Source organism: Vibrio sp. 10N.247.311.14 (assembly GCF_041467715.1).
Lineage (GTDB): Bacteria > Pseudomonadota > Gammaproteobacteria > Enterobacterales > Vibrionaceae > Vibrio > Vibrio crassostreae_C.
This window is the reverse complement of record NZ_JBFSVE010000017.1, coordinates 22,076-46,127: the sequence shown is the minus strand read 5'-3', so window position 1 is coordinate 46,127 and position 24,052 is coordinate 22,076. Positions and strand designations below refer to the sequence as shown.

The 24,052-nt window shown below is 43.4% G+C and carries 23 protein-coding genes, 1 pseudogene and 1 riboswitch; of the genes and pseudogenes, 11 read left to right on the top strand and 13 right to left on the bottom strand.

Features of this window, described 5'->3' with window-relative positions; translation table 11 throughout:
* Nucleotides 1-104 precede the first annotated feature (104 nt).
* The 6 genes from AB6F11_RS08470 to AB6F11_RS08445 form a co-directional block, all read right to left on the bottom strand.
* Complete coding sequence (locus AB6F11_RS08470) at nt 105-287, bottom strand: hypothetical protein (protein WP_004730424.1); 183 nt, start codon at nt 285-287, stop codon at nt 105-107.
* Nucleotides 288-569: 282 nt separating this feature from the next.
* Nucleotides 570-797 (bottom strand): PAS factor family protein, encoded by a 228-nt coding sequence (locus AB6F11_RS08465; RefSeq protein WP_004730426.1) that lies wholly within the window; start codon nt 795-797, stop codon nt 570-572.
* Nucleotides 798-1,064: 267 nt separating this feature from the next.
* On the bottom strand, nt 1,065-3,221 hold the full coding sequence (locus AB6F11_RS08460) for a cytochrome c (RefSeq protein ID WP_102398508.1): 2,157 nt from the start codon (nt 3,219-3,221) through the stop codon (nt 1,065-1,067).
* Nucleotides 3,218-3,832, bottom strand: a complete 615-nt coding sequence (locus AB6F11_RS08455; protein WP_017064719.1) for a cbb3-type cytochrome c oxidase subunit II — start codon at nt 3,830-3,832, stop codon at nt 3,218-3,220. Before AB6F11_RS08455 ends, AB6F11_RS08460 begins: the two co-directional genes overlap by 4 nt.
* Nucleotides 3,833-5,257, bottom strand: coding sequence for a cytochrome-c oxidase, cbb3-type subunit I (gene ccoN / locus AB6F11_RS08450; protein ID WP_102398509.1), 1,425 nt, complete (start codon nt 5,255-5,257; stop codon nt 3,833-3,835). It lies immediately after the preceding gene.
* A gap of 37 nt (nt 5,258-5,294) precedes the next feature.
* Entirely contained in the window at nt 5,295-5,669 is a 375-nt protein-coding gene (locus AB6F11_RS08445; RefSeq protein WP_029235248.1) for a cytochrome c, read from the bottom strand.
* A gap of 461 nt (nt 5,670-6,130) precedes the next feature.
* Between AB6F11_RS08445 and AB6F11_RS08440 the strand changes: the two genes are divergently transcribed.
* The gene (locus AB6F11_RS08440; protein ID WP_017060028.1) at nt 6,131-6,586 is read left to right on the top strand and encodes a hypothetical protein; all 456 of its coding nucleotides are present in this window, start codon (nt 6,131-6,133) and stop codon (nt 6,584-6,586) included.
* A gap of 9 nt (nt 6,587-6,595) precedes the next feature.
* Nucleotides 6,596-7,621 carry a GGDEF domain-containing protein gene (locus tag AB6F11_RS08435; protein ID WP_017069848.1) on the top strand — a complete coding sequence of 342 codons (1,026 nt, stop codon included), beginning with the start codon at nt 6,596-6,598 and terminating at the stop codon, nt 7,619-7,621.
* Between the two features lie 224 nt (nt 7,622-7,845).
* On the opposite strand, the gene AB6F11_RS08430 is transcribed toward AB6F11_RS08435, so the two are convergent.
* On the bottom strand, nt 7,846-10,278 hold the full coding sequence (locus AB6F11_RS08430) for a bifunctional diguanylate cyclase/phosphodiesterase (protein WP_102393762.1): 2,433 nt from the start codon (nt 10,276-10,278) through the stop codon (nt 7,846-7,848).
* Nucleotides 10,279-10,281: 3 nt separating this feature from the next.
* Nucleotides 10,282-11,313: a PotD/PotF family extracellular solute-binding protein gene (locus AB6F11_RS08425; protein ID WP_102393763.1), complete on the bottom strand. Its 1,032-nt coding sequence runs from the start codon at nt 11,311-11,313 to the stop codon at nt 10,282-10,284.
* A gap of 575 nt (nt 11,314-11,888) precedes the next feature.
* Here AB6F11_RS08425 and AB6F11_RS08420 point away from each other — a divergent pair.
* The 6 genes from AB6F11_RS08420 (at nt 11,889) to AB6F11_RS08395 (ending at nt 15,124) form a co-directional block, all read left to right on the top strand.
* Nucleotides 11,889-12,689 carry a PhzF family phenazine biosynthesis protein gene (locus tag AB6F11_RS08420; RefSeq protein ID WP_102393764.1) on the top strand — a complete coding sequence of 267 codons (801 nt, stop codon included), beginning with the start codon at nt 11,889-11,891 and terminating at the stop codon, nt 12,687-12,689.
* A gap of 123 nt (nt 12,690-12,812) precedes the next feature.
* The gene (locus AB6F11_RS08415) at nt 12,813-13,316 is read left to right on the top strand and encodes a YgjV family protein (protein WP_102393765.1); all 504 of its coding nucleotides are present in this window, start codon (nt 12,813-12,815) and stop codon (nt 13,314-13,316) included.
* A gap of 61 nt (nt 13,317-13,377) precedes the next feature.
* Nucleotides 13,378-13,692, top strand: coding sequence for a cupin domain-containing protein (locus tag AB6F11_RS08410; RefSeq protein WP_102393766.1), 315 nt, complete (start codon nt 13,378-13,380; stop codon nt 13,690-13,692).
* Between the two features lie 98 nt (nt 13,693-13,790).
* A complete protein-coding gene (locus AB6F11_RS08405; protein WP_017069854.1) occupies nt 13,791-14,273 on the top strand; it encodes a GNAT family N-acetyltransferase in 483 nt (160 codons plus the stop codon).
* A 165-nt stretch (nt 14,274-14,438) separates the two neighbouring features.
* Nucleotides 14,439-14,696, top strand: a complete 258-nt coding sequence (locus tag AB6F11_RS08400) for a hypothetical protein (RefSeq protein WP_017060020.1) — start codon at nt 14,439-14,441, stop codon at nt 14,694-14,696.
* A 131-nt stretch (nt 14,697-14,827) separates the two neighbouring features.
* Nucleotides 14,828-15,124, top strand: coding sequence for a hypothetical protein (locus AB6F11_RS08395; RefSeq protein WP_102393767.1), 297 nt, complete (start codon nt 14,828-14,830; stop codon nt 15,122-15,124).
* Between the two features lie 127 nt (nt 15,125-15,251).
* Here AB6F11_RS08395 and AB6F11_RS08390 read toward each other — a convergent pair whose 3' ends face one another.
* Nucleotides 15,252-15,749 (bottom strand): fasciclin domain-containing protein, encoded by a 498-nt coding sequence (locus AB6F11_RS08390; RefSeq protein ID WP_102393768.1) that lies wholly within the window; start codon nt 15,747-15,749, stop codon nt 15,252-15,254.
* A 238-nt stretch (nt 15,750-15,987) separates the two neighbouring features.
* Between AB6F11_RS08390 and AB6F11_RS08385 the strand changes: the two genes are divergently transcribed.
* The 3 genes from AB6F11_RS08385 (at nt 15,988) to AB6F11_RS08375 (ending at nt 18,920) form a co-directional block, all read left to right on the top strand.
* Entirely contained in the window at nt 15,988-16,971 is a 984-nt protein-coding gene (locus AB6F11_RS08385) for a DUF2860 family protein (protein ID WP_102393769.1), read from the top strand.
* Between the two features lie 166 nt (nt 16,972-17,137).
* A complete protein-coding gene (locus AB6F11_RS08380; protein ID WP_017060016.1) occupies nt 17,138-17,632 on the top strand; it encodes a GNAT family N-acetyltransferase in 495 nt (164 codons plus the stop codon).
* Between the two features lie 75 nt (nt 17,633-17,707).
* A riboswitch (purine riboswitch) is annotated at nt 17,708-17,807 on the top strand.
* Between the two features lie 90 nt (nt 17,808-17,897).
* Nucleotides 17,898-18,920 (top strand): adenosine deaminase, encoded by a 1,023-nt coding sequence (locus tag AB6F11_RS08375; RefSeq protein WP_102393770.1) that lies wholly within the window; start codon nt 17,898-17,900, stop codon nt 18,918-18,920.
* A 179-nt stretch (nt 18,921-19,099) separates the two neighbouring features.
* Here the strand turns inward: AB6F11_RS08375 and AB6F11_RS08370 are convergent, their stop codons facing one another.
* The 4 genes and pseudogenes from AB6F11_RS08370 to AB6F11_RS08355 form a co-directional block, all read right to left on the bottom strand.
* Nucleotides 19,100-19,765: a DUF2057 family protein gene (locus AB6F11_RS08370; protein ID WP_102332870.1), complete on the bottom strand. Its 666-nt coding sequence runs from the start codon at nt 19,763-19,765 to the stop codon at nt 19,100-19,102.
* A 106-nt stretch (nt 19,766-19,871) separates the two neighbouring features.
* Nucleotides 19,872-20,296: pseudogene (locus AB6F11_RS08365) on the bottom strand (hypothetical protein).
* A gap of 13 nt (nt 20,297-20,309) precedes the next feature.
* Entirely contained in the window at nt 20,310-22,697 is a 2,388-nt protein-coding gene (locus AB6F11_RS08360) for an ATP-binding protein (RefSeq protein WP_102393771.1), read from the bottom strand.
* A complete protein-coding gene (locus AB6F11_RS08355; protein ID WP_102393772.1) occupies nt 22,690-23,778 on the bottom strand; it encodes a cytochrome-c peroxidase in 1,089 nt (362 codons plus the stop codon). Before AB6F11_RS08355 ends, AB6F11_RS08360 begins: the two co-directional genes overlap by 8 nt.
* Nucleotides 23,779-24,052: the final 274 nt, after the last annotated feature.

Here is a 24,052-nt window from a genome sequence, read left to right as displayed (position 1 = left end):
AATACGATACGCCAGAAACAAGAAAACGCTGCACCCATGCAGCGTTTTTTTATGTCATCGAACTATTCGATTTAAGGAACTAGGAGGGGTAGCCCTTGAAGCCATTAAGGTTGGATGACGATATCTTGATTTTCAGTGGTCGATAAGCTGGCGCGGTTCTGTTCGATAAGCTGAGCCGCATAAGAGGGAGTTACAGCTTGAATTTCGCCTTTTGAACGAATCGTTAATGCTTCCCACGCATGATCACGGTATTTGCCTGTTTGTGTATATTCAATAAGTACTCTCATGATTCTTCCATCCGATGTGTGGTTAACGTGCTACTAACATTAGCGCCATTATTGTGGTTACACACCTGTTAAAAATGGAACATAAGATTAACCAAATGAGAATGCGTGTAACTTGAAAAACAGACCCAACTGCACTTATCTTCTTAACCGCGTTTATCGCAACTAACCGTATTTATCGCAACTAACAGCATTTATCGTAACCAACCTTACTTATCGTAAATAGCGTCCATAAAAAAACGCTGCACAATGGCAGCGTTAAAGTTGAGATAGGTTGAAGATTGCTTAGCTGTTTTCTAAGCCAACAATCTTGCGTGCAGACATCACTGCACTATCCAAATCGGTCAATCTACCAGCACTTGCTGGACCAAGAACTGATGAATACAAAGCCAACTGCTTCTCAAATGATAAATCTAATTGGTTATATAGATTTTGGCGGATTTGAGCGTGTTGCTGAGGCTTTGCGCTCGACAGGCCTTCCAACGTATCGTAGATGAGTGTAGTTGTATCCATAACTGTCCTTAGTACATCTTTAGAAAATTTTGCATATTATGCACTTGGTGTCATCTTTGTTCTGCGAGATTGATCGCATTATGTGCAGCTCTGCTTAATTGTGTAATCAGTTAGTTACAATTGTGTTGTACGGCAAAGTATCGAAAACTTGGGTTTGGGCAAAAGAAAAGGAGACACAGTGGTCTCCTTTTGGCTTGTTAGGCAAACATAAAAGTTACGTGCTGTTCGCTGCTTGTTGGGCCAATCGGCTACGCACAGCTACAGCGCCTATCGTATGTTAATGTTCTTATCTCGATTTTCGTACATTTCAGGTGTGGTGTGTAATCCACCTGCATAGCCTGCTGCTTCAAGTGTTTCTCTTACCTCTCGAACATGCTCAGCCGTGACCGGTTCATTTCTGTCGCCAAGGTTTAAACGCACAAACGTGATTAACTCAGCTAAGCGTTGATCCGACAGTACATCCTCAAAACTTGCCATTGGCATGAAATTTCTGTCTTTGTCGAGATAGGTGGGTTGCAAGCCGCGCACCGTTACCGCAATGGTATTGAATGGGTCGCTGTGCATGATAATACCGTTGTTCAACAGAGTAGGGGCGATTGGATCGCGACCTTTACCATCGTCACCATGACAGGCCCCACAGGTCTGACGATACGTGGTGTAGATTTCACTGGCATACGCAGCTTCATCAAACCCTTTAGGCTGTAACTGAACGGCATCACTGGCAATGGTGTTGTTGATGTCTCCACTGAGTAGGTAATAGGACATCGACTCAATATCTTCACGCGTCATCAAGCTTAGGCTGTTTTTCACTACATCAGCCATACCCGCAAAAGCGGTGCCTTTGTCTGAATGTCCTGTGTGTAAAAAGTCTGTGAGTGTTGCTTCATCCCAACCATCGATATAGAGCTCATTGGCTGTAATATCAGGCGCGTTCCAACCGTCGATCAAGTTACCTTGGAAAATACGTTCTGGTATCAGTGCTTGGGCAATATTTCGAGGTGTATGGCACTCCGAACAGTGACCAAGTCCTGCGACCCAATATTTGCCTTGTTGCCACTTATCGACATCCTCAATTTCTCCTTTGAGCTCTTCTGGTACTTCATAATCAATAGGGTCTGTATCCATAAATACGATGTTCCAGCCAAGCAAACCTAAGCGAATATTGGATGGAAACATCATGCTGTTGTCATCATTGCGTCGTGGCACGGCAGTGATTGACTGCATGTATTCCCACAAATCGACCATGTCTTGGTCGGTGAGGTATTGATAAGAGGTGTAGGGCATTGCAGGGTACAGGTAACCATTCTTACCTTTACCTGCAACTAACGCAGCTCGGAAATCGTCGAAGTCATAAGTCCCAATACCTTCGGTAGTGTGTGGCGTTATGTTGGTTGAATACACGGTGCCGAAGGGGGTGACAAAGGGTAGGCCGCCAGCAAAGGGTTCGCCACCTTCTGCACTATGACAAGCCACACAGTCACCGGCATAAGCGAGATATTCTCCGCGCTCAACAGATGATGCTTTCAAACTCGCGAGCCGTTGTTGCTCTACGTCACCAGCGTGTCGGATATAAGCCCCAAGCGCGAGTATCTCGTTCTCACTGAGCTGCTCATCAAACGCAGGCATTAGGTTGTTCAAACCGTAATTGATGGTGTGCTGAATCTCTTCAATACTCCCTCCGTGAAGCCAGATATCATCGGAAAGATCAGGTACGCCAATCGCTGGGTTAGCGACAGCACCATCGGCATGACAAGACGAACAGTATTGGACGAACAAGGTTTTACCGAGCTCGACTTTAATCTCCGGCACATCGGTATGACGTTGGTTGAGGGAGGCTAGATAGTAGGAGACTTTTGCCACCTCGTCTGGGCGCATGATTTCACTCCAACCCGGCATCGCTCCATTTCGCCCTTTGGCAATCGAATGGATCACAGCTTCATCACTACCACCATAAAGCCACTCTTGGTCTATCAGATTAGGAAAGTGCTTTTGTCCCTGTGCGTTATCTCGGTGACAAGCGGCACAGTGAGTTTGGAACAGAATCCTACCGCTGTTCACGATCTCTGGGACGGCAGCCAATCCCTCTAACGTAGTTTCGCTGGTTTGTGCAAATTGCTCATTGAGAGTGGTGGATGGTGAACTGAGCTTATCATCGCTTTGTTCCCAATCGACTAACCCTTCCCATTCGCCAAGCCCGGGGTAGAGCACCAAATAGCCTGCAGATAAAAGAAATGCGACCGCATAGCTTACAAATAACAGCTTAGGTGGAGGCGCATCTTTCTCTTCAATCTCATCAAAGGTGCCAATGGTGTGGTCGTGATCGGCCTTGTGATTGCTACGCCAGTATTTAACGATAACCGATACCATCAGAACAAAGAATATTAAGGTTAAGAGTACCGCCCATAGATTCCAGAATGTGCTCATTGTGATACCTCCTGTGACGTATCTTTACCCAGGCTTTGTAAATATCGAATCAGCGCTTCACCTTTGGTTTTGCCTCTTACTTGCAAACGGGCATCACCAATTTCTTGATCGGTATAAGGCACACCTAAGGTACGTAACACTTCCATTTTGGCGCTAATATCATCGCCAGTCAGAGTCTGCTCAAATAGCCACGGGTAAGAGGGCATGATCGAGGTCGGTACGACTTTTCGAGGGTCAATTAAGTGAATAGCATGCCATTGGTCAGAATACTTTCTACCTAAGTTAGTGAGGTCAGGACCAGTACGTTTAGAGCCCCACAAGTTAGGAAACTCATAGATATCGTCTGCTTCTTGGTTCGGGCGACCATTACGCTTCACTTCTGGCTCTAGAGGGCGAACCATTTGTGTGTGACAAACATGGCAGCCTTCACTGATGTATATGTCTCGGCCTGCTAACTCAATCGGTGTGAGAGGCATCGCTAAGCTGCCTTTGGCAATATCATCGCCACGGACAATGCTTGGCACTACCCAGACCAATAAAGAGAAGGAGGCCACGACAACAGTGGTCAAAATTAAAATGACGATTGAATGTGTAAAGTCTTTACTCATCATTTAAGCTCCTTCATTAACAGTGTGTTTAGCATCATTTGTTACGGGCATACGAACCGTTTTGTACAAGTTGACAGCCATTAAGAACAATCCAAGTACAAACAGCGCGCCACCAAAGAAACGCATGAATAGCCAAGGTGCTTTAAAGTCCATAGCTTCTACAAAACTGTAAATCAGTTCGCCATTTTCATTTTGAGCGAGCCACATATATCCCTCGCCGATGCCTGCGATCCAAAGTGCTATTGCATAGACGGCGACGCCAGCATGAGCAAGCCAAAAGTGCCATTTAATCAGTCGTCGTGACCATAGATCGGTTTGGCCCCATAAGCGTGGAATGAAGTAGTAAAAAACCGCTATCCCTGACATCCCAACCCATCCGAGAGCCGCGGAATGTACGTGCCCGATGATCCATTCGGTGTTGTGTGCCACCATGTTGAACCAGCGAATAGCGAGTAGCGGACCTTCGAATGTTGCCAAGCAGTAGTAAAGAATCGCTGAGAAAAAGAATAAAAGAATGTAGTCGGACTTCAGCTTTTCTTTATTTTGTAGGAGGGTCATTGCGCTATTGAACGCGCCTGCCCAAGAAGGGAGCCACAGGATCAAAGACATAACGATGCCGATGTTCTGAATCCAGATGGGAACAGAAGAATAAACCAAATGGTGCGTTCCGGCCCACGTGTAAAAGCCGACCAAGCCCCAGAAATGGATCACAGACAAACGGTACGAGTAGATAGGTCGATCCGCCGCTTTGGGTATGAAATAGTAGTTCATGCCAATCACACCAGCGGTCAGCAAGAAACCGACGGCATTATGTCCCCACCACCATTGAACAATCGCATCTTGAGCGCCTGCAAACACAGAGTAGGACTTCATCGCCAACACAGGCATCGCGAGGTTGTTCACGATGAAAATCATTGCAACGACGATAATGAATGCAGCAAAGAACCAGTTAGCCACAAAGATATGGCTGACCTTTCGTTTAGCAAGGGTGCCAAAGAACAACACCGCGTACAGCACCCAAACCAACACAATCATCAAGTCGATTGGCCATTCAAGCTCCGCATACTCTTTTGAGGTAGTGTGGCCTGCGGGTAAGGAAATGACCGCAAGTAACAGGATGAATTGCCAGCCCCAAAATACCATCCATGAAAGGCTTTTGTTGAACAAGTCACAATGGCCTGTTCGCTGGGCAATGTACAAAGACGTCCCCATCAAGATATTCACGACGAAGCCGTAAATTACTCCAGAGGTATGTAGCGGACGCAGTCGACCAAATTGGAAATACTGAGAATCAAAGTTTAAGACTGGCCAATATAATTGCGCGGCGAGAATCACGCCGATGATCATACCTACAATCGCCCACACTAAGGATGCAATGATGAAGTACTTCACGACCTTAATGCTGTATTGCGTTGTCACTTGTTCCATAACAAGGCTCCTTGCCTAGAGGTTTTGAATCGCTGACTTAATTTGAATCGCTGAGCGAGCCTGCTTCGTTGCCGAGCACAGAATAGAAATAGGAAATGTCACGGATGTCTTGGTCTGAGAGCGTGTCGGCTTGTTGTTGCATGAGAATCGCTAAGCCACTGGTTCTTTCTCGAGTCTGGTAATCTTTCAATGAAGAGATGAGATAACCCACTTTTTGACCGCGAAGGTTCGGGTAGGGATCTTGTGTTGAGATGCCATCAGCGCCATGACAGGTCATACACACTTTAGCTTTTTGTTTACCTAATTCGAATTGTTCTTGATTAACTTCAGCAGAAACAGGAAACATGACCAGCGTCATTACTAGGGTAGAAAGTGTCGCCATGGGGTTAAATTTTTTTATATTCAAACTCATTCTCGATTCCCTTGATTATGAAATGAGTAAGCTTTCTAAGATCAATACACGAGATCAATTGGTGGAGAAGAAACGACTGGAACTCGTTATTAGGTCTCTTAAAGCTGCTTACGTTCGATTAAAGGTTATGCAGCAACCAGCATTCTCGCTACTTACTTACTCATATTTATTGTTAATTTTGTTGTTTGATACGTATTCATAAGGCTGATTGGTTTACTTACGCAGAGTAAAATACGAGTTTTTCTTACTAACCAGTCGAGAAGAAATACGTCAAGCGGGTAGGGAGCGCTGAACGAGAGCGGTGATGGAAGAGACAGAGAAACGGCGAAGTTATTGAAAAACAGCGAGGTGTAGGAGCATTCGGAATAAAGTGATACCAATCAATCTGAGTGGTATCGGTACAAGTTAAATGGTCAATTTATACTAGACTCAATTTAGTGACCTTTTAAATGGAGTTTAGAATGAGAACTGTATTCTTGTTGATGCTTTGGCTTTGCTCGTTTTCGATTTTTGCAGCCTCAGAGTTAACGGTTTTCGACCACTCCGGGCAAAAGCATGGTTTTAGTAGAGAGCAACTCCTGTCACTTCCTCAAAAAGAAATTACTACCACCTTGCCTTGGGTCGAGGGTCTGACCGTTTATAGTGGCGTGACGTTACAAACGGTGCTTGGAAATATGGATTTACCGATATCATCACAAGTTACTTTTGTGGCATTGAATGACTATAAAATTGCGGTGCCCAAAGAAGATTTTGATACCTATGAACCCATCATTGCGATTAAAAAGAATGGTGAGTTTATGTCTGTGAGAGAAAAAGGCCCGTTTTGGTTGATTTACCCACTCTCTGCGAACCCTGAAACTAATACCCCTGATTTCCATGCCAAGATGATTTGGCAGATTCGTGATATTCATCTGTAGAGGCTAATTATGAAGAAGCTGTTGTCTATGGCTGCAATCAAAGTCGTTGTTTTGTCTTTGGCCGTGGTTGTTCTATCCGTCAATATCTACAGCGTTACTCGAATTAATGACATCAACAAGAGCTTTTCTAATCGCCAAAATGAGGCCACTTGGTTTGTTTTTCAACTCGTCAAAGAGTATGCAAACTTCTTGATGGTTAGCCATGCAAAGACGATTGATTATGATGAACTTTGGTTGGCATATGACATTACTTGGAGTCGTTTTGATATTCTGATCAACAGCACTGAATCGTCCAATTTTATTCGCTCAGCAAACTTTAAACCGTACTTTACCGCAGAGTTTGAAAAGTTTAAGTCGTTAGAATCCTCAATTAAGTTGGTGAATCAAGGCGCTTTGCCTAAGGAATCACTGCAGAAGAAAATTGATATTTGTTACAACACGCTGGTCGAATTTATTAACGAAAAGTTTCGACTCCAAAGCCCGGTTATTGAAGAAAACACCACAATGGTCGACAAGTTGGTGATGATGCATCAGATAAGCAGCGTATTTCTGGTGTTGCTACTGCTTGTGACAGGAGCGATTTTTTACGTCGACTTTGCAATCAAACGAAAACTTCATTCTACCGACTTCATTACTGGCTTTCGCAATCGAGTCTCGCTCATGCAGTTTGTTAAGAACAGCTATCCAACAAACGGTAATTTCGACCTTTACTTTGTAAGAATCAGAAACCTTAGTGAGATAAACCAAAAGTATGGACTTGAATATGGAGACTTGGTGGTGAGTTCAGCTGCTAAGTCCCTGACGGCAAAGGTACCGGAAAGTACTATCTCGTTTCGTAGTAGTGGCAGTCAGTTTCTATTCTTCATTCCTGAGCAATTGTACACAAGTGATGAGATACAGGAAAAATTCAATGACGTGCTTAAGGATTATATCTCTGCGGGGAATTTAGAATTGATGATTGACGCTGTAGTCAGGCATAAGAAGAACATCAGCTCTAAAGATATGATGGAGCTACTAACGACGATGCAGAGTTAATCCCCGCATCAGCGATAAGTTAGATCATTAGGTTTTGTTGACTGTACGCTCACCATTCTCCCGCTTCACTATCATGGCTTTTGCCATTCTTTATTTGCCTCCTCATTCAATGTGCAGCCAATAGAGAGCTCCTGCTCTGATGAAGATAGTTCTACTACTAGTTATAGCTATAGTGGCTTTCCGCGCTTGAATAGGAAGAGAGGCTTTGAGGTTTAGGTTTAAGGTTACTGCTTTTGAGTGAGTGCAACGATTCGCTCGTTAGATCTCGAACTGCTAACAGACTGCGGGTTTAAAATTGCTTGCGGGTTATGGTTTCGAACAAACTCGATGAATTCCAGATAAGTGAGTGGCTGACTGAAGAAGTAGCCTTGTATTAGGTTACAGTTGGCTTTTCTGAGGTAATGATACTGTTCTATCGACTCAACACCTTCTCCGACGACTAGCGTGTCACAAGAGTGGCCTAAGTTAACCATAGATTCGACCATCTTGCGGTCGGCCTTGTCGTCTACCATGTTATCGATAAAGCTCTTATCAATTTTGAGCTCATCCACAGGGTAGTGGAGAAGTTGGTTAAACGCTGTGTAGCCCGTACCAAAATCGTCAAGGGAGACCTTTAAACCTAAGCTTCTGAGGCTCTCGATAGTCTGCACCGTAAGCTTGGTACTTTTCACGTAACTGGTCTCGGTAATCTCTATAATAATGTTGCCAGGTGGCACTTGATAACGTTCGAGTACTTTACGGATATTGTCGGCAAAATTACGGTTGTAGAGCTCCATCGCCGAGATATTAATTGACAGAGTGCCCTTGTATTTATGAAGTTCTGAAAGCTCTTTATAGCTTTTGATCGCGGTGCCAATGACCCACATGTCGAGCCTGGCAATAAGGTTACTCTTTTCTGCAACTGGGATAAATTCTTCTGGTCCCGCATCGATATCGAATAAGGCTGGGCAACGAATCAGGCACTCCGCGCCATCTATCTGAAGTGTCTTGGCGTTAAAAATAGGCATAAAGCGAAGTTCAAAGTTGTCACTTTCGCAGCACTCTAAGAGTCTTTTCTCTACAACGTCATGGCGTTCCAAGGTATGTAACAACTCTTCGCCATAAACAATATGACTTTCGCCATCACTATGAGACTTCGCATTAGCTAACATTTCATCGATGCACCGGTGCCAAATCTCATCGAACTTTGGCGTGTCGAGCGGTAAAACACCTGTTGCGAGTGATAATCGAAACCCATAGTAGTCAAGGAAGGTGGTGCCGGTCAGCGTATTGTTGATGTTCTCAATTTCTTCGTTTATCACTTGGTTCTTACCCATCTCCAAGATCGCGATAAACTGATTCCCTCCCAGTCTGGCTAAAGAGTAATCACTGCAACTAAAGCCCAAAGAGGCTTGTTGGTTTTGTAGTGTCTCTTTCAGTGCTTTAGCTAAGCTTATCAGTACATTATCACCAACTTTTGCCCCGTAGAGATCGTTAATTTTACGAAAATCGATGATGTCCCAACAAACCACATAGCAGTGTGGGCTCATCGAGCTTTTTAGTCGTACATCAAGGTGTCTGATGAAAGAGCGTCGGTTAGCTAGCTTGGTGAGTTGGTCGAATTCGGCTTCGAACTTCAACTCTGTTAATGAGTCTATGTACGCGTTCTTTAAACCATCAATTTCACTTTGCCCTGATGAGCGTTTGAAGTATCTAAGTTTGAGCCCGCCGATCGATATCTCTTGAAGTAAGTCTTTAAGCGGTCGCACGAGTTGGTAACGTACCACTAAATGTACGATCAACATGATCGTAAAGAGAGTACCAAAGCCACCTAACAAGGTTTGTTTAGCGATGATGGCTTTCTCATGGTTGAACTTTTGTTCTCGAATATTTACTTGCGCGATGAGATGTCGGCTGGTCATCTGCACATTGATATTATCTTGGGTTTGCTCAATTGATTTGATAACGAATTGGGTATTTTCAATGTTGGCAGCGTCTGAGGATGGCTCGATTAAGAACTGAATATTGTCATCGTCATTGTATTTGATTAGCAGGCTAGAGAGTTGCATCAGAGGCCCATCAGCAATCAAGATGTAGCGATTTAAACTGTTACTTGCACGTTTGTCTTGAGGAAGGAGGTAAGGGTCAATTGCTGCAACATACGAGTATCTGAGCTCTCCACTGATCGAGATATAAGAGAAGCCTTCGTAGGAGAGTTCATTTTTGCTTATTAACGAGGTGTATATATCGAAGACTCTTTCGTAAATCTTGTCAGGGATCTTTAGCCCCTCGAAAGGATCGGCTCTGAGAGTCGAAAGCGTTAATTTGAACTTAGGGTCCACGATATAAACATTGCGTTGCCCAAATTGATTGACGTGATTCTGGCTTAATACTCGGAGTACTCGTTTTTCCAATAGCGATAGAGTCGTGTAGTCGCCAGGATTTTGAATGTAGCGGAGGAACTGCAACGAAGAACCGATATCTTTAACTAGTAAGGACAAGCCGAGCTGCTCGTATTCCGCCGCGACTAAAGCGGTGTTCACATCAGATTGCACCTTGTCCAAATACATGTGCTTAGCATGATTTGATGCGAAGTTGTACATCACGATTCCTGCTATCAGGAGCACAAATGTCAGCGTTGGTAAAAGTACAAAATAGAGCTTCTTCAATACTGGCATGAGTTATCTCAAACTGTCGACAATACGATTGCGAATTTGAATGCTACTCGGTTCTAACGGCTGATAAAGGTAGCTGCGATCTAATACTTCTTTATTCGGGAAAAGCTCGGGATCGTTTTGATACTCCTGAGAAGTGAGTGCTTTTGCTTTTGAACTTGGCGTTGCAAACCATGAATCCATTGCGTTTTGAGCGGCGATTTCGGGTTGCGATAAGAAGGAGAGAATCGTGGTTGCCTGTGGAGATCGCTCTCCGTTGTTAATTGCAGCCATACACTCTAACCATAAGGTTGTTCCTTCTAGAGGCACTGTGTAGGCCCAAGATGCCTCAGGTTCGGCATCATTAAGCACATAGCTGTCACCTGAGTATCCGTAGGCGAGGTCGATGTTGGCTAAGTGTTCGGGATGACGAATATAATCGACAACGTATTCATTACTTTCAAGGTGAGGCTTCTGTGCTTGTAGCGTTTTGTAAGCGACTCGAAGTTCTTGTTCGTTGTTGGTAAACGGCTCAAATTGATTCATCAGAAGCGCAGCACTCACCAAATCCGTAGGCTCATAATACATGCTGATTCGGCCGCTGGTTTTGGTTTCAGGGTCTAGAAGAGCGCCCCAAGACTTGGGAGTCTCAACTTTTCCGCTTCGGTATAAGATGCCGGATGTCCCCCAAGCGTAGGGGATTCCATATTCGCCACACCCATCCACCCATCTTGAGTCAAAGTTGCTTGAAAGGGATTGCTGCAAGTCGCTCAGGTTGTGGAATAAGTTCTGTTTAGCCAGCGCTTTCAGTTTAATACTTTCAATGACAACCAATTCAAACGCACCTCGTCGTTCACTCAATAGCACTTCATCACGAATGGACTCGTCAGAAAAATATTGCTGCTTTAGTGAGATGCCGTAGGTATCACTCAACTGGGTAACGACGCTGTCAGATAAAAATTCATCCCAATTGTAGAGATAAATATCATGCTGCTGGCCAAATACAGGGCTAGCCAAAAAGGATGTTGACGCAAGTATTGATACGCAAAACGCTTTCACTGACGGATTCCCTTTCGTACGTGATAACTAAATCGTAGCCCAAAATTTGCAACATGATTCAAATTTAGGCACTTAATTTAACTTCAACTTCATGCATTTCATGCAAATAGCAACTTGCTACTCCTACTTGATACCGAACCTTTATCGTGTGAGGCAAGGATGACTCCGTCGTATCGTATTCAACACAAGTACGTATTCCAGTTTATTGTCCGTGAATGGATTATTTAAATTAATATTCATCATAATATCCATTCTTACAAGTTATTATGCAAATATTAAGCATTAAATAATGATGCGGTGATTACCTTTTTCGGGTTTTCGCTCGTATTAATCGTCGTTATTCCTTTGTTTTGCCATCGCGATTTACTCTTATGTTCAATGTTCTTTTATCCCTAAAAACACTTCTATAACGTTTTGTTTATCATTTGTTTCGTTTCTCAATAAGTATCGATAAAGTTGTTGCTAAAGACTTGTAGCACAAGGTGATTGTGCTTATTGTGGGCAGCAATATCTAGGTTATGTCCCAACGAGCCATGATTGCCGGTTTGGGAAATGTTGTGCATTTAGGAGCCATTGTGGATTTAGAGATATATCAAGTAGATTCGTTTACAACTCAAGCGTTTAAAGGGAACCCTGCCGGGGTCTGTATCTCCAAAGAGCCGTTGGATGAGTCGTTAATGTTTTCAATCGCTGAAGAGATGGCGGTATCTGAAACGGCTTTTCTCGCGCTTAACACTATGACGCTTAAATGGTTCACTCCCGAAGTCGAAGTGAAGCTGTGTGGACATGGCACACTGGCAACGGTTCATGTGATGAAAGAACAAGGACTGCTTGAGACAGGTGATAAGGTCGTGTTTAACACCTTATCTGGGGAATTATCTGCCGCCGTTTGTGAATCGTCTATCGAGCTTGATTTTCCTAGTACACAGCTATCATTGCGTTCTGAACCCAACCTCACGCTGCTTGAACACCTAGGTTTAGATCCGCATCAAGTAGTTTCATTCAGAGAATTTGACTCTAAGCAGTTAATCGAAGTTTCCAACGAACAAGTGTTATTGGAGCTTTCACCAAACTTTGATGCGTTAAAAGGTATTCAAGGGCGAGGTGTAGTGGTGACAGCATTGGCAGCAAATACGGAACTTGATTTTGTTTCTCGCTACTTTGCACCTTGGGTTGGGGTTAATGAAGATCCTGTGACTGGCTCGGCACATTGCGCATTGACGCAGCACTGGGCAGAAAAGCTCAACAAAAGCAGTTTCAGTGCTTATCAGGCGTCTCGTCGTGGTGGTTATCTGTCGACAGAGCTCTCAGCTAATGGGCGAATAAAGTTAATCGGTTCTGCGACCACTGTGATTAGTGGCGTGTTGAAGCTTTAGATCTCTATAGAAGTTTTAGAGCGCTGTTTGACCTGTATCGTTGGAACCGCCTAGTACGTTTTATTCGACTGTTCACAGTTAAAAGAGGCGGCTAGGGCGTAATGTATTATTGAAGGAATCACCGTGTCTGCCTTTTATCTTTCCCAAGTATTAGTCGCGATAGCCATTTGTTTTGATCTTCTGTCATTCCAATTCAAGGAAAGGAAGAAAATCGTCACTTGTCTGTTCTTTGCTGGCGTTCTTATTTCGAGTCACTTTATCCTTCTTGAACAGTGGACAGCGGCAAGCTTAATGACGATTGCCACGATTCGCTATTTGACGAGCGCATTTTCTACCTCGTCTAAGTTTAAATATTTGTTTTGTTCGATGTCGGTGGTCGCAACCGCAGTGACTTACTCGGGGCTAACCAGCATATTGAGTTGCTTTGCCTCCGTATTTCAAACCTTTGCAGCCTTCAATAAAGATGACCGTCGATTAAGAGAATTGATGATCATCGGAACCAGCTTTTGGTTGATTCACAATTACTTAGTTGGTTCGCCAACAGCGGTTGTTATGGAGGCGCTGTTTATCTGCAGTAACTTGGTGGGCTATTACCGTTTTTACTTCAGAAAGAGTGCCACTGCTTAGGTTTACAACTGAAGCTAAGGCCCAAATTATTAATCAATTCAATACTAGCTAGGAGAGCTTGATGCCAAACATTTACAATGATGTTCCTTCATCAATACCCAATGAAATATTCAATGACCTGATTGCCAACGACAACATTCGAATCGAGAGAATACTCTCATATGGTCACAGTTCTCCTGAAGAGGGTTGGTACGATCAAGATGAGCATGAGTGGGTGATGGTGATCGATGGGCAAGGGGTGATTGAGTTTGAAGATGGTCGCATTGTTACCTTGTCTAAAGGGGATTATCTCAATATTTCCGCAGGTGAAAAACACAAGGTGCTGAGGACGGATAAAGATGCGGTGACGATCTGGCTCGCTGTGTTTTATCGTTGATATCTTGCTCTAAAGCTGAGGCTGTTAGGTTATAAAGCTTGCTGATTCAGCTGTTTATTTTCACCTCAGAAAGGACTTAAGACAAAAAGGAGTATGTTGTGATTAGAATTCGAAACTATCAAGCGAATGATGACAAAGCACTGTGGGAGATCTTCTTTCATACGGTACGTAACGTGAATGTTCGAGATTATTCTCAACAGCAAGTCGAAGCTTGGGCACCCAGTAGCTTTGACTTTGCGTTATGGCAAAAGCGTATGAATGGGTTACAACCCTTTGTGGCTGAACTCGATGGTTGCGTAGTTGGCTATACTGACCTGCAACCAAGTGGCTTGATTGATCACTTTTTCTGTCACCACGAATATCAAGGGAAGGGGGTAGGGAAAGCGTTGATGGAACATGTTTTCACTGTGGGTCGAGTTCGTGGTATATCGAGATATTTCTCTGAAGTAAGTATTACCGCAAGGCCTTTCTATGAGCATCTTGGTTTTAAGGTGGTGAATGAACAGGAAGTCGAAATGCGTGGTGTAAAGCTGACCAATTACGTGATGGAAAAGGTAGTTGAAGATAGAAAAGTCAGTTGAATAGGCGGGCTAGTGTTCGTAGGGATACAGAAACCGAGTTTGAAATATTAATGAACCTTTTTAAGGATAACTTTTCCTGATCTATTGATATTGTCGATGAGTTCAAATTGTGTGCAAGATAATTTGTCTAATCTAAACATTGAATGAATACAAGGAGTGTTGTTCATGAGTCATGTGAGTAGATCTAAACTATATACATTGGTGTCGATGTTGTCCTTCGCTGTTGGCGTTCTTGCCTTAGATGCTGGGGTGTCGGGGTTATTTCCTCTCTTTGTTGTCGTCATCTCATTCTTTTCATTTGTCATCAACTCGTTTCTTTGTTTGTTCGGAGGTAAACGCGAAGATGGCTTTGATGCCTATCAAAAAGCAAATCAGACTCGGTCGCGAGCACTGGTCAAAGGCTTAGAAGACTCGAACAAATAAACCTATGCCTTCAGACGAACGGTAATCTCATTTTTGACACAGTTTTCACCTGCTTTTTGTTCTCTTATTCAAGAAAAATCATCTCTTTAGAGATAATATTCACTTCAACTAATATCAGTGAAGGAAGTAAAGTGGGTATTGAAGCTTTAGCGTTTGTGATGGACGCATTAATCACCGCATGTTGTATGTACATCGCCTCTAAAATGTCTTTCGTGGTCGCAGATTTTAAATCCCTTCTTACTATTGCTGTTATCGTTGCTCTGGTGTCATTGATTCCAACAGTAGGTTGGGTGTTAGGGTTGATTCTGTTTGTGTACCTACTCGGGAAAGCGACGCACTCTAGTATTGGTGACTGCATCTGGGTAGTGGTCTTCACGAAGGTGGTATCGATGGCGGCCTTTCTGATATTCGGGCGCTTGTTTATGTAATCCGGGTTCTTGCTTATATCAAGGCAGGCTTGGCTAGTTTGATACCGATCTTAACTTGGTATTTAAACGTCAAAAGGGTGTGAACCTGTCACACCCTCTAAGAACCTTTGACTTGTGTTCATCTTTATTATTTAGGCAGTAATACAGCATCAATCACATGGATAACACCATTGCTTGCTTCAACATCTGCCATCACGACCTGCGCTTTGTTGATCATCACGTTGCCGTGATCAATTCCTACCATTACCGCTTCGCCTTGCACTGTTACGGCACTATCAAGCTTCATCACTTCAGACGCCATTATTTTCCCTGGCACCACATGATAGGTCAGTACTGCGATCAGCTTGTCTTTGTTTTCTGGCTTCAACAGCATATCAACCGTTCCTTCTGGTAGCGCAGCGAACGCTTCATCCGTTGGCGCAAACACTGTGAAGGGACCGCCACCTTTCAATGTTTCAACTAAGCCTGCCGCTTTTACCGCTGCTACCAAGGTGTTGAAAGAGCCGTTTTCAGCCGCCACGTCAACGATATCTTTCTTCATTCCGTGGTGATCAGCGTGAGCAAAAGCCGTAAAAAGAAGCGTCGCAACTAGCACTGACATGGTTTTGATTAATTTATTAAACATATTGTCTTCCTTTGAGTTTTGTCCGTTATTTTCGAGAGGTATTACGAAAGCCCAATCGTGATAGATCAATTTGTTGTGTCTTTGAGTGAATGGTTAGCGATATCGACAGCGTCAAGCGAATAAACTTATATTGTTAAATGCTTGTTACAATTCCATTTTGATGCTTATAGTTATTTGATGCTTATAGTTATTTGATGCTTATAGTTATTTGGTGATTATTCAAGTAATGGATGTGAATATGAGGTTTGTTTTACCATTAGTCTTTTCTGCATTGGCTTCAATGCCTGCATACAGTGGCCTTGCTCCAAGTGAAGGCTTCAGCGGTAACTTCAGTGTATTGGCCGGTTTCTACTCTGACAGTAGTAATTTGAGTACTGAACAAGATTCGAATCAAGCCACCAACACCCAGGAAGGGGAGAGTGAAAACCAAGGGCTACTCGGCTTTTTGGGTACTGTTCAATATACTTTTGGCGAATCGCTGACTCACCAAGTGTATGCGGGTACGACACGAGAGGATATTGCAACAGGTACCATTGCGTTTGAGATCGGTTATCGATATCAACTTTCTGGTGGCACCATATTGGATTTTTCTGTTATTCCTACGCTTATCTCGGGTAAGGCTTGGACGGATCCGTATGCTGTTGGCGTTAATCGAAATGAAACGGATGTGAAAGGTAATGTAGGACGACTGCAGCTCACTAATATCGGTGGAACTGGTTTTCGAACGGATCTCGCATTTGGGCAATCAGATGTTGATGAAGAGCTATCTGGTAGCCAAGGCTTATCTCCGGAAGATACTGTGCTGCTGGATAGGGAAAGAACCTATGTGTACGCCAAAGCAGGATACCGCTTTATCTTACCAAACCACGCAGGTCTATTTGTTCCTTCAATGGTGTATTTCCACTCAGACGCAGAAGGAGGAGCACTCAGCTTCGATAGTTATGGTATTGAATTAAACTACGCGAAGAGAATCGGTCGTCATGGTTTTGTTGTCACCCTAGATGCAAGTGATCGTGAATATGATGAGTCGAATCCAATTTACGGGCAAGTACGTGAAGAGAATGAATTCGGTGCATTCTTAGCTTATGAGTTTGGTGGTTTGATGGGCTATAAAGATTGGGCGTTCATTACTTTACTGGGTTTAAGAAGCATAGATTCTAATATCGATTTCTATAACTCCGAGCAAGTATTAGCGAGTGTGGGTGTGGATTATAAATTCTGATATTCACACTATTTTAAAAATACTCATCAAAGCAGAAGTTTAAGTTCAGTCTTACTATTTGTTTAATTATTTCGGGCACTTACACCTTTAAAGGTTGTAGGTTCCCGTTGCTATCCGTAATATGAAAATTAGCTTATGGATAGAAATAATAGGATAAGGAAGCGCTTTGGAAATACAAATTAGACATTTAGAAGCAACGGATAGCCAAGATATTTTCGATATTTATCGCCGCCCTTCAGTTTCAGAAAACACCTCACAAAAGCCTTATCTTAGTTCTGAACAAGTGGAGCGACTGTTTGGTCATTCAGACCATTTCACTCTGGTTGCGGAAGTCTCCGGCAAAGTAGTGGGTCACATTACTTTATTCATGACCACCAAGGTAAGAGACAGGCACTGCGCTGGTCTTGGTATTGCTATTCACCCGGATATGCATGGTAAAGGGGTCGGTAAGGCGTTAATGCAAGAAGCGATCAATCAGGCGGATAACTGGCTTAATCTCGTGCGTCTTGAGTTAGAGGTTCATGCCGATAACCACGCCGCTATTGCTTTGTATGAACGTGTAGGCTTTCAGTTAGAAGGCACAAAAAGACTCAGTACGTTCAAAGCGGGTAAGTACATCGATATGTTGCTTATGTCGAGAATACGACCAGATTACCGTTGAGATCGAACCAAACAGGTTCCTGCTTTAGAAATCGGTTAATGAGCAATTGATTAGTGAAATTCCCATTAAACTCTGTATAGTAGCAACCGTTTGCTTCGTATAACCCCAATGATATGGTTTGGGGGTCTCTACCAGCTCCCGCAAAGTGCTGATTACGAAGGGTTTAGATCACAATTGTGTTCTTACTCTTTGTAATGGCGTTCAAGAAAACCTCCTGTCTATTATTCAGAGTAAGTGCACACCTAAAATCCATAGTAGGTGAAATATGAACGCATTTATTCAAGGGCTCCCAAAAGTAGAGTTGCATTTACACATTGAAGGTTCGCTCGAACCTGAGTTACTTTTCCAGCTTGCTCAACGCAATGGCATTGAGCTGCCTTATTCATCCCCAGAGCAACTAAGACGCGCATACGAATTTGATGATTTACAGTCATTTCTGGATATCTATTATCAAGGTGCTGATGCACTGCGCACAGAACAGGATTTCTACGACTTAACATGGGCTTATCTAGAACGCTGTAAAGCCGACAATGTTATCCATACTGAGATTTTCTTTGATCCTCAGACACATACCGATCGTAGCATTGCATTCGATACCGCTATTAACGGCATTCATCGTGCGCTTGAACAGGGTCATAAAGAGTTGGGCATTACCTCTCAAATCATCGCATGTTTTCTGCGCCATTTATCTGAAGAGAGCGCCATTCAAACGTTCGCAGAGGTATTGAAGCATCAAGATAAGATCGTCGGGGTTGGACTGGACTCTTCTGAATTAGGACACCCACCAGAGAAGTTCAAGCGTGTATTCCAACAAGCAAAACAAGCGGGCTTCTTGACGGTGGCGCATGCAGGAGAAGAAGGGCCGGCTCAAAACATTGTCGATGCGATTGAAATGCTCAGCGTGAGTCGAGTGGATCATGGTGTCCAGTGCATGACAGACGAAGCTCTAATCGAAGAGCTGATTGAAACCAAAATGCCACTGACGGTGTGCCCACTGTCGAATATTAAATTGCGTGTATTCGATGTGATGGAAGACCACAACATTGTCGAACTGCTCAGAAAGGGTGTGGCTGTAACGATTAACTCGGATGACCCTGCTTATTTTGGTGGTTACATGTCGGATAACTTTAATGCGGTGAGCAAAGCTCATGAGATGACGCATCAGGAGTTAGCGCTGTTTAGTTTGAATGCGATAGACGCGAGCTTTATTGAAGCGCCATTGAAGCAGCAATATCGAGAGCTTGTTCAAGGTTACTTAGCTAAAGCTGATTTTGACCAGAATTTCTAGCCGCTGTGCCCATTTACTAGCAGCTGAGTATAAAGCGCTAGGATGGCCAACTAAAGTGGATGTTAAAGTGTTATCGACTGAGTCTGCTTAATCTCTATAAGCCTAAATCATCTAGATGAAGACAAAAAAGAAGCTGGCAGTTTGCCAGCTTCTTTCATTTTTAAATTAAGCTCATTGAGCTACTTGTTCACGTAGTCTTTGAATTTCTGCTTGGTTTCAGCATCCGCTTTTTCGTACCAGAAATAGAGCATCTCTTCAGCTGTATTTGCTGCATTTCCGTCAATCTTTGTTGGAAGCGTTACCGGTTGTGCGACAGCAGCTGCTACGCCCGCGCTAGAACCTACTGTAAGTGCAGCGATGCCGCCTTTCTGGTTGTACTCCTTCGCTTCTTGCGGGTACTTACGACCAATCTGCATGCCATCTTTGATAAGTTTGTCTTGCTTAACACTGATTGCATTTTGGTTTTCATCAACCAGTTTCCAATCTAAGTTTTGAAGGCCTTTTTTCGCTTCGTTGGTGTTACGGAACTTAGGCATGTCAAACGTCAATGCTGTGTCTGTCGCATCAAAAGTAGCAATAATGGTATCGCTATCGACAAACTCTCGGTCGTTACCTTGGCTGAAAGCCAGTTGATATTTGAAAACGATTTGGTTTACGCCATCTGGAACGGTGATCGTTTTGCTCGAAGAGAAGAAACCACCGTCGAGATCAGGTTTAGCCTCATTAACAGCTAAGACTTCGACTAAAGCATCTGCGCTAGAAGGAACTTCAATTGTTACGTCAGCTAACACTTGTGGTGCTGCGATAATTGTCGAAAGCAGCGCAATGGATTGTAATGTTTTCATAGTCATACAGTTATTTAGGTGAGTAGTTCTACACTCGCATGCATAAAGAAGTATTTCAAGTTGCCTTGTCTCGATTTGGAAAAATTCACCGAAACTTAACCAAAGCCTAGTTTTTGAACGTGTCGATTGTATGGTTTCTGTGCGAGTGAGGGCGTGATCTTGAACTTTCCTCTGTCACGTCATCATCGACGTCCAGTGAGGCTTGAGGAGAAGGTAAAGAGATATAAATAGGAATAATTGCCGCCACCCAAATGGTATAGATGGTAATGACTCGGTTGAAGGCGACAAACCAGGTTTCGCTGCCGCTACCAGATAAGTAGTAACCCAATAAGGTAAGTAAGGTGCAGCCAATAGCCCACATCACGGCTGATAGTGGATCTTTCGTTGTGGCTGCGAGCAAGACTATCGTTATGTAGGGCACGGCCATGGCAATGCCCAAAGGAACATGACAGTCGACCACAAAAATGATTGTGGCACCGAGTGCTAAGAATAAATGTGGCCAGTGCTAGGTAAATTTACATTCCATATCATATGACACCTTCTTTTACCCCGTTTTTCGTTGCTGATGGAGTTTGTGTATTAATCGTGTTGCTTGATGGCTGTTGACTATCAAGCGATTGATGAGTTGCTGAAGTAATTCAGCCTCGGGCATGATGTGCTTCTCCGTTACCTTCTCAGCTTCGGTTGCGAGCTCGAATACTTCACTCATTTCATACCTTGATGCAATCGCTTTAACCGCCTTTAATGTTCTGGATAGATCATCTTGCTTGGCATCCGAAAATAGCTCTATCAACTCATCGATTTCGTTTTCTAGCTCATCAACGAGAGAAGTTAAGCATTTGAGTTTCTCGTCTGTTTTAAGCTCATCGTTAGTTAAAAATTGGCTACGCGACAGTTCTTCCTCTGTGAGTGGCAATTTGTTCTTAGGGTGACGCGTTAACATCGTGATGTTACTTTTTTCCTTGTTTGGAAGATTGTGTGTGTTAACGGAGTGATGGCGGTTGACCTCAAACTGTTGGTGAAACTCGTTGATGGCGTTTTGTAAGCTGTTTTTCTGTAACGGTTTGGTGAGTACAAAGTCTGCGCCTGATTCGATGAATTCATCGTGGGCCTCTTTGAATACATCGGCGGTACATGCAAAAACAACCGTAGTCAGCTTGAGTTCGCCACGGATTTTTTGAATCGCTTCAATACCGCTCATGTTGGGCATATGGTTGTCCATTATGATCAGGTCATATTGGTTTGACGCCAACTTATCTAAGGCCTGTAAACCGTCGTAGGCATTCTCAACCGTTAAGTTTATCGACTCACAGAACTTCCTAATCACCATTGCGTTGATCTTGTTATCTTCGACTAACAATACTGAGAAGTCATCGAGAGTCTCATTGGTTTTGGTTGGCGTTTGGTCGATGACTTGTTCTTCAAGCTCATGCATTTCTAACGGCAAAGAGATCTTAAATTGAGTGCCCAAACCAAGCTGGCTGGAAACCTTAATTGTTCCGCCCATCAGTTCGACTAACTGCTGAACAATGGAAAGCCCTAACCCTGTGCCACCAAACTTACGGGTTGTTGAAAGCTCAGCTTGTTCAAAGGCGGTAAATATATGGTCGATCTTGTCTTCTGCTATACCAATACCCGTATCCGTCACTAAAATATTCACGATTGGTGGAGTAGTAGGGGCTATCAAGAATTCTACTTCGACCTTTCCTGACTCAGTAAATTTGACTGCATTGCCTGCTAAGTTAAATAAGATCTGACGTGTACGTGCAGAGTCACCAATCAACTGAATATTGGTAGGAATGTTATCTTTAATGATAAAAGCGAGGCCTTTGTCTTCTGCAAGAGGTGTCAATGTTTTATCAAGGTGTGTCACGACGTCGGTGACAGAGAACGGGCTGTATTCCAACTCCATCTTGCCTTGCTCCACCTTAGAAAAATCAAGAATGTCATTCAATATGGTGACGAGATGCTGACCAGAGTCAATGATGATTTGGGCGTGTTTACGAGTATTCTCGCTGTGTGAATCCTCCTTGATTATCTGAGCGATGCCTAATACGCCATTCATTGGGGTGCGTAACTCGTGGCTCATGGTAGCGAGAAAGAGAGATTTTGCTTCGCTGGCTTTTTCTGCTTTGTCTGCGGCTTCTTGATAGGAGAGGTTGTTTCTTTTGAGTTCGAAGACTCGAAAAATAAACATGGTGAATGAGAACGCTAAAGTCAGCAACGCCAAAACGATAATAAGCTTAACGATGATACTTTTAAGTTGGTCTTGCAGATCGGTAAACTCATGCTCAATATGTTCAATATACTCCATGCTGTGTGCTGAAAGTACTTGAGATAACAGCTGACTTTGTTGTTGGTTGAGTTCGGTAAACGTTTTATAAAGGTTCGCCAGCTCGGAGTTAACACCTGAATGGTTAATTTCGATTCCCCCAACCAACACACTCGCAAGAAGCGCGCTTTGAATGTCGATATTTGCGTTGTTTATCTCAGCATCAGTTGAGTTGCTCTCTGTGAGTTGTAGAGTCAAAGATTGCAAAATAAACTGACGAGCCACACTAAGTCCTACTAGGTTGTCTAGCGTATCTAAGTTCGACATTGAAGCATCGTAAAAGCGATCCAATAATTGCGCTGTCGGTAAGTGTTTAAAGAACGTAGAGTGAATATTCTCGCTTTGATAACTTTCTCTGAGTAGTTGCAACTCTCTTTCTAAAGCAACCAAATCTGCAGACATTTGATAAGGGTTGGAAATACCCGCAAGCGCTGCATTGGTGATATGATCACGCATTTCTAATACTTCATGGCCTAACTGCCGAATAGGCACTCCATATTCGGTGACCTTTTCATGCTCGGAGTAGGTCAGCATAATAAAGCTAATTAAGCCGATGAAAAGCGATACAAACAGTAGAAATATGAGTCTGATCTTATTCATTTTCAAACTCCATTAACATTTGAGGACGGTTACCGGTTAGGGATTCGAGGAAGACTTTAATATCGTTTATGGTCTGTTTTTCAAACGTTTTACCGAGTTGGCTTTCACCCATTATTTTGATCGCTTCTTCGAGTGTGGCTGTTTGCCCGTCATGAAAATAGGGTGCAGTGATCGCCACGTTTCTTAAGCTCGCAACACGAAATAAATCCTTATCTTGTGGTTTAGCGGTAAACATAAAACGACCTTGGTCTTCACTTCGCTCGGCTCCTGTTTTCGATAACCCAAAGTAACCAAATCGCATCACCATGCCTCCACCAATGTTGGTACCTTGGTGGCAACGAATACAGCCTTCTTCTTGAAAAGTTTCCCAACCTCGTTTGGCGGTTTCAGAAAGTGCTGCGCTGTCACCTTGTAAATACAGGTCGAAAGGGGCATTGGGTGTGGTCAAACCCTGCATAAATTCAATAAGAGCAGCCTTAATTGAAGCTTCGTCAATGGGCGTTGATTGTTCTTGGAATAAGTCGATGTAAGTTTTCGATTGAGACACATAATCCGTAATATGTTGCCAGTTTGAATCCATTTCATCGACGTTGTGCACTGGGCCATCAATTTGATCGCCGAGGTTGTTTACTCGACCATCCCAGAAGAACCGATAGTTAAAGACTGCGTTAAAAACGGTGAGTGAATTTCTCATCCCTGCGCCGTTTACGCCAATCGAAACTGGAATTACCTCTGCGCCGTTGGTTTGCAGGCTATGACAACTTTCACAGCTCACACTGCGGTTAGAAGAAAGGTTCGGGTCTTTAAATAGCACCCAACCAATTTTGGCCAGCTCATGATTTATCTCGGGAGAGTTTGGAATCGGAGATATGGGTTGGCTTGAAGCGACGGTTTTATGTGCGTGCTTTTCTTCGGAATGGGCGGAGTGCCCTGAAGAGTGATAGTCACCATGATTGCTTTCATGGGCGTGATTTTTTTTGTGTTCGAACGAGGTGTGCATTTTTGAAGAGGCCGCGTCATAAACTAGCAAAGCGACTGAAACGACAATGATGCTTATTCCTGCTAAATATGGCGTTTTCATAACATTAGTCCATCTAGTTTGACAATTATGGCAACTCAGAATCCTTCTGATATCACCTTCATTTTACTTTCCAATGATAGGTGTTATTTATAAAGCTAGTTGCGCATATGTGATGTTGCAAGACAAGTGGTAGGAAATTAAATCGCTTAGGCGGTTATCTAGCGGGGATTGATAGGGAGGTCTAGTCAGAATTGAATGAAGCTCTTTCAAATGAAATCAAGCCGAATGGCGTTAAACGAAGAAAGCCGTGGTAACTCAAGTGAGTTATCACGGC